The organism is Streptosporangium fragile (assembly GCF_039534445.1).
GTDB lineage: Bacteria > Actinomycetota > Actinomycetes > Streptosporangiales > Streptosporangiaceae > Streptosporangium > Streptosporangium fragile.
The window spans coordinates 104,148-118,105 of sequence record NZ_BAAAVI010000002.1; the positions used below are offsets into that span (position 1 = coordinate 104,148).

At 70.0% G+C, this 13,958-nt stretch carries 12 protein-coding genes; 6 read left to right on the plus strand and 6 right to left on the minus strand.

Annotated features, from left to right (window positions below):
* The first annotated feature begins 124 nt into the window (after positions 1 to 124).
* The 3 genes from rpsA (at position 125) to coaE (ending at position 3,416) form a co-directional block, all read left to right on the plus strand.
* Positions 125 to 1,615, plus strand: coding sequence for a 30S ribosomal protein S1 (gene rpsA, locus ABD841_RS02180; RefSeq protein WP_344967229.1), 1,491 nt, complete (start codon positions 125 to 127; stop codon positions 1,613 to 1,615).
* Positions 1,616 to 2,018: 403 nt separating this feature from the next.
* Positions 2,019 to 2,474: a GNAT family N-acetyltransferase gene (locus ABD841_RS02185; protein ID WP_344967231.1), complete on the plus strand. Its 456-nt coding sequence runs from the start codon at positions 2,019 to 2,021 to the stop codon at positions 2,472 to 2,474.
* 342 nt (positions 2,475 to 2,816) lie between these two features.
* Positions 2,817 to 3,416 (plus strand): dephospho-CoA kinase, encoded by a 600-nt coding sequence (gene coaE / locus ABD841_RS02190; RefSeq protein WP_344967233.1) that lies wholly within the window; start codon positions 2,817 to 2,819, stop codon positions 3,414 to 3,416.
* 196 nt (positions 3,417 to 3,612) lie between these two features.
* On the opposite strand, the gene ABD841_RS02195 is transcribed toward coaE, so the two are convergent.
* The gene (locus ABD841_RS02195; RefSeq protein WP_344967235.1) at positions 3,613 to 3,870 is read right to left on the minus strand and encodes a DUF397 domain-containing protein; all 258 of its coding nucleotides are present in this window, start codon (positions 3,868 to 3,870) and stop codon (positions 3,613 to 3,615) included.
* A 198-nt stretch (positions 3,871 to 4,068) separates the two neighbouring features.
* Here ABD841_RS02195 and ABD841_RS02200 point away from each other — a divergent pair, with 198 nt between their 5' ends.
* The gene (locus ABD841_RS02200; RefSeq protein ID WP_344967237.1) at positions 4,069 to 4,326 is read left to right on the plus strand and encodes a hypothetical protein; all 258 of its coding nucleotides are present in this window, start codon (positions 4,069 to 4,071) and stop codon (positions 4,324 to 4,326) included.
* Positions 4,327 to 4,749: 423 nt separating this feature from the next.
* Here ABD841_RS02200 and ABD841_RS02205 read toward each other — a convergent pair whose 3' ends face one another.
* From ABD841_RS02205 to ABD841_RS02220, 4 genes are all read right to left on the minus strand, one after another.
* Entirely contained in the window at positions 4,750 to 6,216 is a 1,467-nt protein-coding gene (locus ABD841_RS02205) for an FG-GAP and VCBS repeat-containing protein (protein ID WP_344967239.1), read from the minus strand.
* Between the two features lie 239 nt (positions 6,217 to 6,455).
* Positions 6,456 to 7,226, minus strand: coding sequence for a sporulation protein (locus ABD841_RS02210; RefSeq protein WP_344967241.1), 771 nt, complete (start codon positions 7,224 to 7,226; stop codon positions 6,456 to 6,458).
* A gap of 39 nt (positions 7,227 to 7,265) precedes the next feature.
* On the minus strand, positions 7,266 to 8,513 hold the full coding sequence (locus ABD841_RS02215; RefSeq protein ID WP_344967244.1) for an SPFH domain-containing protein: 1,248 nt from the start codon (positions 8,511 to 8,513) through the stop codon (positions 7,266 to 7,268).
* A gap of 39 nt (positions 8,514 to 8,552) precedes the next feature.
* Positions 8,553 to 10,148, minus strand: a complete 1,596-nt coding sequence (locus tag ABD841_RS02220; protein WP_344967247.1) for an SPFH domain-containing protein — start codon at positions 10,146 to 10,148, stop codon at positions 8,553 to 8,555.
* 190 nt (positions 10,149 to 10,338) lie between these two features.
* Between ABD841_RS02220 and uvrB the strand changes: the two genes are divergently transcribed.
* Together uvrB and ABD841_RS02230 are read left to right on the plus strand one after the other, a co-directional pair.
* A complete protein-coding gene (uvrB, locus tag ABD841_RS02225) occupies positions 10,339 to 12,450 on the plus strand; it encodes an excinuclease ABC subunit UvrB (RefSeq protein WP_344967249.1) in 2,112 nt (703 codons plus the stop codon).
* Positions 12,451 to 12,714: 264 nt separating this feature from the next.
* Positions 12,715 to 13,302, plus strand: coding sequence for a hypothetical protein (locus ABD841_RS02230; RefSeq protein ID WP_344967251.1), 588 nt, complete (start codon positions 12,715 to 12,717; stop codon positions 13,300 to 13,302).
* Here the strand turns inward: ABD841_RS02230 and ABD841_RS02235 are convergent.
* Positions 13,289 to 13,870: a Uma2 family endonuclease gene (locus tag ABD841_RS02235; protein ID WP_344967253.1), complete on the minus strand. Its 582-nt coding sequence runs from the start codon at positions 13,868 to 13,870 to the stop codon at positions 13,289 to 13,291. The genes ABD841_RS02230 and ABD841_RS02235 overlap by 14 nt on opposite strands.
* Positions 13,871 to 13,958: the final 88 nt, after the last annotated feature.

Consider the following 13,958-nt stretch of genomic DNA (forward strand, 5'->3'; position numbering starts at 1 on the left):
CGTGTCTCGGACGGAGTGGGCTCGCGCTCGATCACGCCGATGCCAATCCCTTCGGCTGAACGGTAAGAGGCCTGCCGCGCGTTCGCCACATCGACATCTGTCCGCGTTCGGAGCAACTCCACACATGACGAGCAGCACTGAGGCCACCTCGAGCACCCCGCAGGTAGCGGTCAACGACATCGGCTCTGAGGAAGAGTTCCTCGCAGCGATCGACCTGACCATCAAGTACTTCAACGACGGCGACATCGTCGAGGGCACCGTCGTCAAGGTCGATCGAGACGAAGTTTTGCTCGACATCGGCTACAAGACCGAGGGTGTCATCCCCTCGCGTGAGCTCTCGATCAAGCACGATGTCGACCCGGCGGAGGTCGTCGAGGTTGGCGAGCACGTCGAGGCCCTCGTCCTCCAGAAGGAGGACAAGGAAGGCCGCCTGATCCTGTCCAAGAAGCGCGCCCAGTACGAGCGCGCCTGGGGCACGATCGAGAAGATCAAGGATGAGGACGGCATCGTCACCGGCACCGTCATCGAGGTCGTCAAGGGCGGTCTCATCCTCGACATCGGCCTGCGCGGCTTCCTCCCGGCCTCCCTGGTCGAGATGCGGCGCGTGCGCGACCTCCAGCCGTACGTGGGCCGCGAGCTCGAGGCGAAGATCATCGAGCTTGACAAGAACCGCAACAACGTCGTCCTCTCCCGCCGCGCCTGGCTGGAGCAGACCCAGTCCGAGGTTCGCCAGACGTTCCTCAACACCCTGCAGAAGGGCCAGGTCCGCAAGGGCGTCGTCTCCTCGATCGTCAACTTCGGCGCGTTCGTCGACCTCGGCGGCGTCGACGGTCTGGTGCACGTCTCCGAGCTGTCCTGGAAGCACATCGACCACCCGTCCGAGGTCGTCGAGGTCGGCCAGGAAGTCACCGTCGAGGTCCTCGACGTCGACATGGAGCGCGAGCGCGTCTCCCTGTCGCTCAAGGCCACGCAGGAAGACCCCTGGCAGCAGTTCGCCCGCACCCACCAGATCGGGCAGGTCGTCCCGGGCCGCGTCACCAAGCTGGTGCCGTTCGGTGCGTTCGTCCGCGTCGAGGAGGGCATCGAGGGCCTGGTCCACATCTCCGAGCTGGCCGAGCGCCACGTCGAGATCCCCGAGCAGGTCGTCCAGGTCGGCGACGAGATCTTCGTGAAGATCATCGACATCGACCTGGAGCGTCGCCGGATCTCGCTCTCGCTCAAGCAGGCGAACGAGACCGCTCTCGGCGCCGACGTCGAGTTCGACCCCACGCTGTACGGCATGGCGGCGACCTACGACGAGTCGGGCAACTACATCTACCCCGAGGGCTTCGACTCCGAGACCGGCGAGTGGCTCGAGGGCTTCGACCGCCAGCGCGAGGAGTGGGAGCGGCAGTACGCCGAGGCCCAGAACCGCTTCGAGGCCCACAAGCGGCAGATCGAGGAGGCTCGCCGGGCCGAGGCCGAGGCGGGCGAGGCCGCCCCGACGTCCTACTCGGGTGAGACCCCGTCCACCGGTTCCGGCTCCAGCGGCTCCGCCGCCCCGGCGTCCGGCGCCCTCGCCTCCGACGAGGCTCTCGCGGCCCTGCGCGAGAAGCTCGCGGGCGGCCAGAGCTGACCCCGGCGAGACGGTAACAAAGGTAGATAAAAGATCCACGGAAAGGGCCCCGCTCCGGCGGGGCCCTTTCCGCGTTCTCACCCACCTCCGGGGGCGGATGCCCTGTCCCCCGGGATTCCACCGGCCGATTCGGCTTCGCCCCGCATTACCCGCGTACCCGCGTACCCGCGTACCCGCGTACCCGCGTGACTGCGTGACCCGCGTGTCCGGCGTCCCACGACGCACCGGACGCCGACCGGTGAGGAGCGGCGGGGACCGTCGCGGCGGAGTCCTCCGGGAGGGAGCGGACATCAGGATCTTCCGGCTGCGCCGCCCGCGACCCCGGCGGGGGCGTACGGCGGTGACGCCCACGGGCCCGGAGGCCACCGGCCCGTGCCGTTCGCCGAGGGCTTAAGGTGATCTCGTGACGGTGATCGAGCGGGCGGAGCCCGGCGACGCGGGGGAGATCCTGACCGTGCAGCGCGCCGCCTACGTGGGCGAGGCGCAACTGTACGGGGACCCGTTCATCCCGCCGCTGGTGGAGTCGGCCGACCAGGTCCGCATGGCCGTCACGGCGACGACCGTGCTGGTGGCCCGGGAACGGACGAGAGTCGTGGGCGCGATCCGCGGCCGGATGGCCGGCACCACCTGCCTGGTCGGCCGTCTGGTGGTCGCCCCCGACATGCAGGGCAGGGGCATTGGCGGCGCACTGCTGGCGGCCCTGCACCGGGAGGCCGCCGACGCGCTGGCGTTCGACCTGTTCACCGGGCACCTGTCCGAGGCCAACCTGCGGCTCTACTGCCGCCACGGCTACCGCGAGACCCACCGGGAACGGATGAGCGACCACCTGACCCTCGTCCACATGCGCCGGGAACCGTAGGGAGCGCCGCCCGGCAGGGGAGCCCTCGGGGGCGTTCACACCGGTGGGAGGACGTCGGGGAAGCACCGTCCGGCGAGAGGTCGCGGGAGCGGTCACACGAGTCCGGAGCCCCGGAGCCGGTAAGAGACCGCGGGACCGTTCACCCGTGAGGGGAGCCGGGAGCGCAATCGTGTTCACACGGGGGCGTGGTCGGCTTGCGGGCGCGTGGGAGACACGGGACCGGTCGGCGCCCGAGGGTCTCCGGGCGAGGCCGCACGCGGGCCTCAGGCCCCCGGCGTCGATCCGGAGAAGAAGCTCGCCCGGGGCTCGGGAGCGCGGGCCGCACCGCGTATGCTGCGGATCATGTTGAAGGTGGGGCTTACCGGCGGGATCGGCTCGGGCAAGAGCGAGGTCTCGCGGCGGCTGGGCGCCCGGGGCGCCATGGTCATCGACGCCGACAAGATCGCCCGTGAGGTGGTCGAGCCGGGCACCGGCGGGCTCGCGCGGGTGGTCTCCGTCTTCGGTCCCGAGGTGCTTCGCGAGGACGGCTCGCTCAACCGGGAGAAGCTGGGCTCCATCGTCTTCGCCGACCCCGAGAAGCTCGCCTCCCTCAACGCCATCGTCCACCCCCTGGTCGGCGCCCGGGTCGCCGAACTCCAGGCTCAGGCCGCCTCCGGGACCGTCGTCGTCTACGACGTCCCGCTGCTCGCGGAGAACAACCTGGCCCCCATGTACGACGTGGTGATCGTCGTGGACGCCTCCGGCGACGTGCGCCTGGCCCGCCTGGTCGGGCTGCGCGGCATGAGCGAGCAGGACGCCAGGGCCAGGATCGCCGCCCAGGCGACCCGCGAGGAGCGTCTGAAGGTCGCCGACATCGTCGTCCCCAACGAGGGCACCCTGGAGGACCTGGAGGCCCGCGTGGACGAGGTCTGGGCCGAGCTGACCGCCCGCGTCGCGACCTGAGCGTGGAGGACGCCGCCTGGGGCTCGTGAGCCCGCTGATCCGTGTCGGAGAGACGCGGTTCCTCCTCGCGGCGAGTGACGAGCCTGTGCCGCGACCGGCACCCGACCGCTGGAACGATCGGGTGCGTTTGACCCTCGGGGAAGGTGAAATCTCCGGCTGTGTGTCCGGAACCGAGAGCCGGGAGTGGTTCTGCGGGTCAGTCGAAGTGGCCCGATTTCACGGCGTCGAGGAAGGTGCGCCATTCGCCCGGGGTGAAGGCGAGGGCCGGGCCGGTGGGGTTCTTGCTGTCGCGTACGGCGACGACTCCGGGAAGGCTCTGGGCGACCTCGACGCAGTTCCGCCGCTCCCGCCGCTGAGGGAGCTTTTCTTCCGGGCGGCCCCCCGAAAGGTCAAGGCCGGTCAGGTCTGCTGCTTCCGGCGGCGTCAGCTTAACTGCGGGCACCCTGTAGGTCAAGCCTTTGTCCGGGAGATTCCAAGGCACTGAATGGGAAATTCTCCCGGTTAATGGATCCATTGTGGCAGGCGTTTTTCCGGCGCCTGTCAATCGTAGGGACGGCGGTGATCCGATGGGCGCCGAGGCGGTTTCCGCGCTCGGTCTGCTGGGCTGTGTCGATCTGCCCGGAGTGGCCGAGACGGTTCGTTCGGCGCGGCGATGACCGGTGCGCGGGGCGACGGCGAAGGCGCGCCGGGCCCCGGGACGATCGCCGTCCTGATCACCCGGTACGGCAGGCACTGGCTCGTCTCCGAGGCCGTCGGAGGCGGCTACTACGCCGTGCGCCGCAACGGCCTGTCCGAGGAGATCCTCCGCAGGAGGGGTCTGTCCAATGTGCTGTGCGCGGCCGTCCCCGGAGAAATGGCGCGCCTCCTGGCGGCCGAGAGGGAGCGCGAGAATCGACCACTGGGAAAATGACGTGCGGGCCGGGGGCCGGGTGGTCGGGAAAGCTCGTTTATCGGGTGCGGTTGCGTTTTCTCGCGTACCGATGGCGTGGTGGGTGAACGAATCATCGTCCTCGGCCGTTCGAACGCCTGCTGAACTCTGTTTCGTGGAGTTGCAGAGGCTTTGAGGACCAAGCCGGTTCCGGCCGGGTAACCGTCGATCGGACGCGGTCGATACCGGATCTTCTTCGACCCTCGCTTGGCTGTGCGTACCAGCCGGTCCGGGCCCGCTACGGCGAGGTCGGCCAACCCACCCCGGTTGGGCAACGACCACACGCCTCCACCGCCTTTGAGCTCAGGTGGGTTTCCCCGGCCCGCCCGCCGCACCCGGCGTGCGTGTCTCCACGCGCGCCGGGTGTCGGTCGGTGACCGGGCCGCGTCGGCCGGGTCCACGGTGTCAGCGCAGCAGGTGGGCGCCGAAGCGGCCCCCGGGCGTGCCCATGGAGACGTCGAGGCCGCGGACGACCTGCGCGATGGTGGCGGAGACGTCGGCGGTGCCGTGCAGGACCGCGAGCATGCCGCGGCCCTCGTACTTGCCGGGGGTGCCGATGATGACCTCGGCCTTGCCGTCGCCGGTGACGTCGAGGATCGAGACGGCCTCGCCGAAGTTGTCACCGGCGAAGGACTGCTCGCCGATCGGGTCGGCGGCCGGGGCGGGCGCGCCGGGGGAGGCGATGCCGTCCTGACTGATGATCCGCACCCCGGAGATGACCGGGCCGGTGGGCGAGCCCGGGATCAGCGCGACGGTGCCGGCCTTGTCCTGGCCGGAGACGGCGGCGTGCGGGTTGCCGACGGCGATCTCGGCCGCGCCGTCGCCGTTGACGTCGCCCACGGCCAGGTTCCGGCTGTGTTCGGTGGCGGGGTGCAGCCAGGACAGGCCGGTGGCGGAGAAGTTCGGGCGCGCGGACAGGCCGGAGGCCGATCCGTACCAGACCTGCAGCGCGCCGGTGCCGGGGGTGGCCATGACCACGTCGGGGCGCCCGTCGCCGTTGACGTCGCCCACGGCCACCTCCGAGTCGAGCTGCGGGCAGGCCGTGGCGGTCAGCGTGGGCGGGGTGCAGGTGGCCGGCGAGCCGAGCTCGGTGACGGTCAGCGGGGAGCGCTGTGGGTCCTCGATCAGCCACAGATAGCCCCGCTCTCCCGTGGCGGAGGAGAACCTGCTGCCGAGCAGCGCCGTCTCCAGTTTGCCGTCGCCGTCGACGTCCCCGTGGTCCTGGGAGCGGAAGGCCACCGTACTGCCGGGGATCTGGTTGATCGCATACTCCGCGGTGCGGTTGTACCACCCGCCGATCCCCACCGACCATCCGCTTCCCCGTACGCCGAGGAGGTCGACGCCTGCCTGGTCGTCGGCCTGTCCGACGATCAACCCGCCGGAGAGCCGCGTGCCGCCGATACGACGTTCGATCGTGGTGATCCCCGCCGGGGTCCAGGAGCGGGCCTCCACGTCGTGGGAGCCGGCGAAGACGAGGTCGGTCCGGCCGTCGGCGTCGACGTCGGAGGCGGCCAGTCCCAGGCCCCACCCGGTGCAGGGCCGGGGCGCGCCCGAGATGGTCCCGGTGGCGCAGCCGGGCTTCGGCCGGAACGTCTGGTGCCCGGTGAATCCGCCGGGCCCGCCGTACAGCACGCCGGCCAGGCCGGTGTGCTGGGTTCCCAGGTAGCCGGGGAAGGTGGGCACGCCGACGGCCAGGTCGTTGTAGCCGTCGCCGTTGACGTCGGTGTTCTTCACGACCGGGGCCGCCTGCGCGGGACCGGCAAGGCCGAGGGGGCCGGCCGGGACGGTCAGGGCCGCGGCCAGGGCGAGCACCGCCGCGGACCGGCCGGCACCGGCGGCCGCCCGGCGGAACGAAACAGAGTCTTTGATCACCTGCCCAGCGAACCCGGAACGTGTCCCAGGACTTCTGGGCCGGTGCCCCGGTCTGCCGGGAGGGATGTCACGGCGGACCGGGACCGGGCCCGGCGGCGGGTTCCGTTGTTCAAGGGCGTCGGCCGTTGCCATGGTCACGCGGATTTTCATGGTGAGGGGCGTCAGGTCATATGGCTGCATTTGGTAAACAAAAAACGGGTGTGCCCCGATAACCAGGGCACACCCGTGCGCGAAAAAGGTCAGAACCAGCCGCGCTTGTGGGCCATCGACTGCAGGCCCGCGCGCAGGGACTGCTCCACCTGGCCGGGGTGGTCGGTGTAACGGACGGTGAAACGGCTGTAGGTGTCGTGGCTGGAGCCGAAGCTGCCGCGCTTGTCGGCCTCCAGGATGACGTCCATCGCCTGCGGTCCGGCGATGAAGGTGAGCTCCAGCTCGTTGAAGTGGCGGTGGTACTCGCCGCCGGCGTAGTACTCGATCTCCTGGAAGAACGGCATGTGCGAGCCGTGCAGGGTGCCGCGCTCCAGGTCGGCCTTCTTGAAGCGGAAGCCCATGTTGTCGAGCGCGCCGAGCAGGTGGTCCTGGGCGGGCAGCGGGTTGACGAACAGCGGGTCGAGGTCGCCCTTGTCGAGCGCGCCGGCCAGGGCGAGCTCGGTGGAGACGCCGAGCTGCATGCCGCGCAGCGGGTAGCCGCCGATGGCGCTGATCGGGGTCTCCCAGGGGACCTGGATCTCGAAGGGGGCCGACTGGGGGGCGCCCGCGGCGAGGTGGAACGGTCCGGTGATCTGCTGGCGCAGGAAGCTGTAGGTCGTCTTGTACTCGTTGTCGCCGCTCTCGACCTCGACGACGGCGGTGAAGTCGATGAAGATGCCCTCCACCTTGTAGTCGGAGCCGCCGCCGCGGAAGTTCACCTGTCCCCGCAGCATCTCACCGGGACGTACTTGCGAGTTCTGCAGGACCGTGTCGACCTCGACACCGGCCCCGAACGCGGCCATCAGCTTGCGGAACACCATGGGGACTCCCAGGAGGTAGGGACTTTTCGAAAAGGACTGTCAGTGTGACTGAACGGAGGAGTTGGCCTGGCCGTTCCCGCCGGCGAGCTGGGGCAGGATCTGGGCCAGGAGCATGGTGGACAGGGCGGAGGTGTCGCCGGAGGCACCGGCGGTGCGGACGACGACGGGGCGCGGGGCGTTCTCGGCCAGCTTGGCGCCCACGTCGAGCCGTCGGCGGGCCAGCTCGTACTGGAGCACCGCGCGGTTGTCGCGGTAGGAGTCGGCCAGTCTGCGCAGCCCCTTCGCCTCGTTCTCGGCGGCGGTGAGCTCGGCCCGGCCCTTGGCCTCGATCTCCCAGCGCACCCGCTGCGCCTCGGTCTCGTGCTCCTCCAGCATGCGGGCGACGTCCTTACGCGCGGTGTTGGCGGCGGCTCTCACCTCGACGATACGCGCGTCGCGCGTCTTCTTGGCGCGTTCGATCTCCATCAGCAGCGTGTCGATGCGGCGCTTGCGGGTGAGCTCCCACTCGCGCTCGAAGGCCGACAGCTCCTTGGCGACCTTCTCGCGGGTGGCCAGGTGCTGCTGGTACTGGTCGGGCAGCTGCACGTCCGGGATGTTGGCGCCGGTGATGCGCACCCCGTACCGGCCGAGCTGGCGGGTCAGCAGCTCCTGCATGTCGCCCACGTCGGAGCCGCGCAGGTCGTAGGCGCGCTCGGTGTGGACCAGGCGGCTGCGCTGGCGGATGGCGTCCTGTACGGCGCTGCTGAGCACGAGGTCGAAGTTGCCGGCGCCGATGGTGCGGACGAAAGCCACCGGGTCGACGATGCGGAACTTCAGGAAGAACTCGATCGACTTGAGCGGGACGTTCTCCGCCGTCGGGCAGGCCGCGATCGGCGCCGAGTAGGGGATCTCGGTGGAGGTGTCGACCACCGCGTCCACCCGGTCCCACGGCAGCCACAGGTAGTGGCGGCCGGGGGCCAGGGTGCCGACGACGGCGCCCCACCGGCTGCGCACGCCGGTGGTGCCCTCCTCGATCTCGATGATCGCCCGGCGCCAGAGCCATACCAGCGCGGTGACGAGGAAGAACACGGCCCCGACCGCGGCCAGGAGTGAGAACACCCCCCCGGCGAACACCGCGGTGCCGGCCAGGTAGATCGCCAGGAGCAGCAGCGTCACCCAGGCGAAGCCCCGGCGGTCCTTGGGGATCACGACCGGGACGAGCTGTCCCGACTCGCCGCCGCGCAGCAGCTGGCGGATCTCCGACCACGTGGCCAGGGATTCCTTGATCTTCGAGAACTCTTTGCTCACTGCTCGCTCACCGTTCCTCGTCCGTCACACATGTCCGTCTCACGCCTCTTCTTCTCGCGCGGGGGGAGCCGGGGCCTCCCGCACCGGCGCGACCGGCGCGGCGGCGTCGGCGGGCGGGTTGAGCAGGGCGTCGATCTCGGCGGAACGCTCCTCGACACGGCTGCTGATTTCGATCACGCGTGCCCGGATCGCGGCCATGTCCGCCTCGGAGAACAGTTGCGTCTCGCGGCTGCCGACCAGCTGCCGGGCCAGGGCGAGCAGGTCGATGTCGGTGGTCTCGCCCACCTGCACCACACGGGGCAGGTGGGCGGCGACCGCCTCCAGCTTGTCGAGCAGGTCCTGCTGGAACCGGTAGTCGAGGATCTCCGGGGCCTCGGCGGCGCTCAGCGCCCGGATGTCCAGCGCCTGCGCCTCCAGCAGCGCCGCGTTGGCCTTGGCGGTCGACTCCGCCTCCACCAGCCGCTGGCTGGCCTGGGCCTTGGCCTGGTGGGACGCGCGCTCCAGCGCGGTGTCCATCCGGGCCTGGTAGCCGGCGATCTCGGCCTGGATGGCGGACAGCTGCTCCTGGAGACCGGCCAGCTCCTTGACCAGGTCACCCTCGTTCTGCTCCTTGCGGAGCTGGAGCTCGTACTCGTAGGTGTACGCCTCCTTGGCGACCCTGATCATTTCCGGGGCGGCCAGGTCCATCCGGTACTCCTGGCTGGACGGCTCGGCGTGGGTGATGTTGACGTCGGTGAGCCGGACGGCGGGCAGGAACTGCTGGTTGAGGCTGTCCAGCATGCCGATGGTGCTCTCGCCGACCAGGTCGTAGATCTCCTCGGCGCGCTGGGCGTAGATGAGGGAGCGGGTCACCTCGCTGATGGCGTTCTGCAGCTTGGCCTGGAAGCCGCCGACCGAGCCGAGCACGAAGATGAACTCGGCCGGGTCCTCGATCCGGAACTGCAGGAACAGGTCGACGCTGGCCTTGACGCCCTGCTGGGTGGGAGCCTCGCCGATGGGCGCGTTGAAGGGGTACTCGCGGGTGGTGTTGACGATGTAGCTGACCCGGTTCCACGGGTTGAACAGCGTCACCCGGCCGGGGTCGGCGATCTGCACGAGCTTGCCGAACTTGGTGATGAGGGCCTTGCAGCCCTCGGGCACCATGACCACGCTCCGGCGCCACCACAGGAACGCCGCGGCCAGCACGAGCACCACCCAGTAGTGGGGGCCGAACAGCGCGCGGGCGCCCTCGGGCAGGCCGGTGGCGACGAGCCCGGCCAGGCCGAGCACCGCCAGCACGATCAGCGGGAGGACCATCCGGGCGGTGGTGCCCTTGGGGATCACGACCGGGGAGATGACGTGGACCGGCTCGCCGCCCGAGCCGTTGGCGGTGAAGCTGCGGTTGACGATCTCCCCGGCCTCGGTGAGCGACGCGCTGCGCGCCTCGATGAGCGTCCCCGGGGAGGCCGCCTGGTCGCGGGCGGCGACGAAGTCGGAGGGGTTGAGCGCGAAGCCCTTCTCCCCGGAGGACTGACCGGTGATCTGACCGGCGTACTGCCCCACGGCCTGTCCGACGACCTGCCGCACGTCCGCACCCTGTCCTATCGCCTGGGCCGCAGCCATCGCGGTCTGCACGGCTTCTCTTGGCCGGGACATCAAACCTCCGGGATCGCTACACGTCGAAAGGCCGATATATCACGCGTGGTGAGCATTCGCACGCATGACAGTCAAACGGGTGCTACTTGCGGTTCGCTTGTTGTGCAGTTGAAACCCGGGCGGCCTTCCGGCGGAGGGCCGGGCGGTGTTCCGGGAAGGAATGTCGGTGGCGCCGCCTACAGTGGGTCAGGTGAGGCCGGTAACTGATTTGCAGCGCAAGGTGGCCCCCATCGAGGTCGTCACCGACATGATCCCCTCGGGTGACCAGCCCGCCGCGATCGCCGAGCTGGAGCGGCGTGTCAAGGCGGGGGAGAAGGACAACGTCCTGCTGGGCGCCACGGGCACGGGCAAGACCGCGACGGTCGCCTGGCTGATCGAGCGCCTCCAGCGGCCGACCCTGGTCATCCAGCCCAACAAGACGCTCGCCGCGCAGTTCGCCAACGAGCTGCGCGAGATGATGCCCAACAACGCGGTCGAGTATTTCGTCTCCTACTACGACTACTACCAGCCCGAGGCGTACGTCCCGCAGAGCGACACCTACATCGAGAAGGATTCCTCGATCAACGAGGAGGTCGAGCGGCTCCGCCACTCGGCGACCAACTCGCTGCTCACCCGCCGCGACACCGTCGTGGTGGCCTCGGTCTCGTGCATCTACGGCCTGGGCACCCCGCAGGAGTACGTCGACCGCATGGTCCGGCTCCACGTCGGCCAGGAGATCGAGCGCGACCGGCTGCTGCGCCGCCTCGTCGACATGCAGTACACCCGTAACGACATGGCCTTCACCCGGGGCACCTTCCGGGTCCGCGGCGACACCGTCGAGATCATCCCGAAGTACGAAGAGCTCGCCGTGCGGATCGAGATGTTCGGCGACGAGATCGAGAGGCTCTCGACCATGCACCCGCTGACCGGCGAGGTGATCACGGACGACGAGGAGCTCTACATCTTCCCCGCCTCCCACTACGTGGCGGGCCCCGAGCGCATGGAGAACGCCATCCGGGGCATCGAGACCGAGCTGGCCGAGACCCTGGAGAAGCTGGAGCGGCAGGGCAAGCTGCTCGAAGCCCAGCGGCTGCGCATGCGCACCACCTACGACCTGGAGATGCTGCGCCAGATCGGCACCTGCTCCGGCGTCGAGAACTACTCCCGTCACATGGACGGGCGTCCCGCCGGCAGCGCGCCCAACACCCTGCTCGACTACTTCCCCGAGGATTTCCTGCTGGTCCTGGACGAGTCCCACCAAACCGTCCCGCAGATCGGCGCGATGTACGAGGGCGACGCCTCCCGCAAGCGCACGCTCGTCGACCACGGCTTCCGCCTGCCCTCCGCGATGGACAACCGCCCGCTGAAGTGGGAGGAGTTCCTGGAGCGCATCGGCCAGACCGTCTACCTCTCGGCCACCCCGGGCCCCTACGAGCTGGGCCGCACCGGGGGCGAGGTGGTCGAGCAGGTCATCCGGCCGACCGGCCTGGTCGACCCCGAGGTGGTCGTCAAGCCGACGAAGTCGCAGATCGACGACCTGGTCCACGAGATCCGCATCCGCGCGGAGAAGGACGAGCGCGTCCTGGTCACCACGCTGACCAAGAAGATGGCCGAAGACCTCACCGACTACCTGCTGGAGCTCGGCATCCGGGTGCGCTACCTGCACAGCGAGGTCGACACCCTGCGCCGCATCGAACTCCTGCGCGAGCTGCGGATGGGCGAGTTCGACGTGCTGGTCGGCATCAACCTGCTGCGCGAGGGCCTCGACCTGCCCGAGGTGTCGCTGGTGGCCATCCTCGACGCCGACAAGGAGGGCTTCCTCCGGTCGGAGACCTCCCTGATCCAGACCATCGGCCGCGCGGCCCGCAACGTCTCCGGCCAGGTGCACATGTACGCCGACCGGATCACCCCCTCGATGGAGCGGGCGATCGACGAGACCAACCGCCGCCGGGCCAAGCAGATCGCCTACAACGAGGCCAACGGCATCGATCCGCAGCCGCTCCGCAAGAAGATCGCCGACATCCTCGACTCGCTCACCCGGGAGGACGCCGACACCGCCCAGCTCTTCGGCGGCGGCGGCCGTCAGCAGTCGCGCGGCAAGGCCCCGGTCCCCGGCTTCGCGGTCAAGCAGGTGGGCCAGCACGCCAAGGCGATCGCGGGGGAGATGCCCCGGGCCCAGCTGGAGGCGCTGGTCGAGTCGCTCACCGAGCAGATGCACCAGGCCGCCGCCGACCTCCAGTTCGAGGTCGCCGCCCGGCTCCGCGACGAGATCAAGGAGCTCAAGCGGGAGGTCCGCGACATGCGCGAGGCCGGCGTCTCCTGACCCGCCGCCTCCCGGACTCCCCGGCGCCCCGCGCCGGTGGGCAGGCGGGAAGCGGGCGAGCGCGGGCAGGTGGGAGGCGGGCGAACGCGGGGAGGTCAACCGCGGCGGGCAGGCGGGAGGCGGGCGAACGCGGGCAGGCGAAACGCGGCGGGCAGGCGGGAGAGCGCGGGAAGACCCCGGGGAGGTGGGGGCACCGGAGAAGCAGGCGGGGCACACCCGGAAAACGGCTCGCCCGGCGCCGGGCCGGGCGGATACGGTCGCGGCATGCGACGGTGCGCCGCCTGCGGCTGCTGGGAGTACGGCGGGGCGCCGGAGTGCGCCCGGTGCGCGGAACTGGTCGACCGGATCGTCGAGGACGGCTGGCGGGGGTTCCTGCGCGAGCGGTTCGGCACGGACGCGTTGCCCGCGCAGGAGGAGACCGCGATCGCCGAGATGGTCGCCGACGAGCCCGACCGGCACGACTGGCGGGTCGTCGACGGCGCCCTCGACCGGCTGGCCTGCGGCGCCTGCGGGGCACCGCTCGGCCGGGGCCCCCGGGGCTGTCCGCCTTGCGACCTCGCCGACGGGTTCCGCTACTCGGCCGTCGAGACCGACCGCCCGGGGGTGCCGCCCGGCAACGAGCACGCGATCAGGGTCGGTGTCTCGGTGCTCCGCGCCGGGCACCGGCAGTCGCCACAGGCGCTGCTGGGATGGCGTCTCGGCCTGCCCAACCTGCTCGACGGCCTCCTGCCCACCACCGCCCAGGCACAGGCCCTGCGCGCCCGCATCAACGCCGGCGCCACCTACGCCGACCTCGCCGACCTCTGGTCCGACCTCGCCGCCGGCTCCGGATCGGGCCTCACGAACCGATGAACCTGCCGAGGTCGAGATCGATGTCGACCTCGAAGCCGATGCCCGTCTTCAACCGTCCACGGTGGATGCCCGTCGGGACGTAGGCCCTGACCGCGGGTTCCAGCTCGAAGGTGTAGACGACGGGGTTGCCGTTCTCCTGCTCCACGCGCCAGAGGTATCTGATCCCCGCGTCGGAGTATTTGATGGGTTTGGTGCTTCGGTCGCGCTCGACCGACTCCGGAGAGGTCACCTCGACCACGAGGTGGACGTCCTCAGGACTGAACGAGGTCGTCTTCAGATTCGTCAGTGCCGATCTCGCCACCACCATGATGTCGGGCTGGGGGCGTTGCCGAATTCCCAGGGTCACGGTCATCTCACGAACGACGATGAGATCGTCGGGCGGCGTGAGCGCTTGCTCGAAGAGCCTGAGCATGAGCATGTGGAGGGCGGTCTGCGGAGACATCAGGATGAGTGACCCGTCGATCAGCTCGACGTGCCGGGGCGCGTCGGGGGGAAGATGATCGAGCATGTCGGCGGTCCATCCGCCTGCCGGCCCCGGGTAGAACCACTCGGGGAAGGCGGCTGTCATCGGAGGACCTCCTTCGGTGACACTCCGAAATCTCACTCGATGGATCCATCCTGCCACTTTCCGTAGTCGGCCCGCAGGTGATGGGATC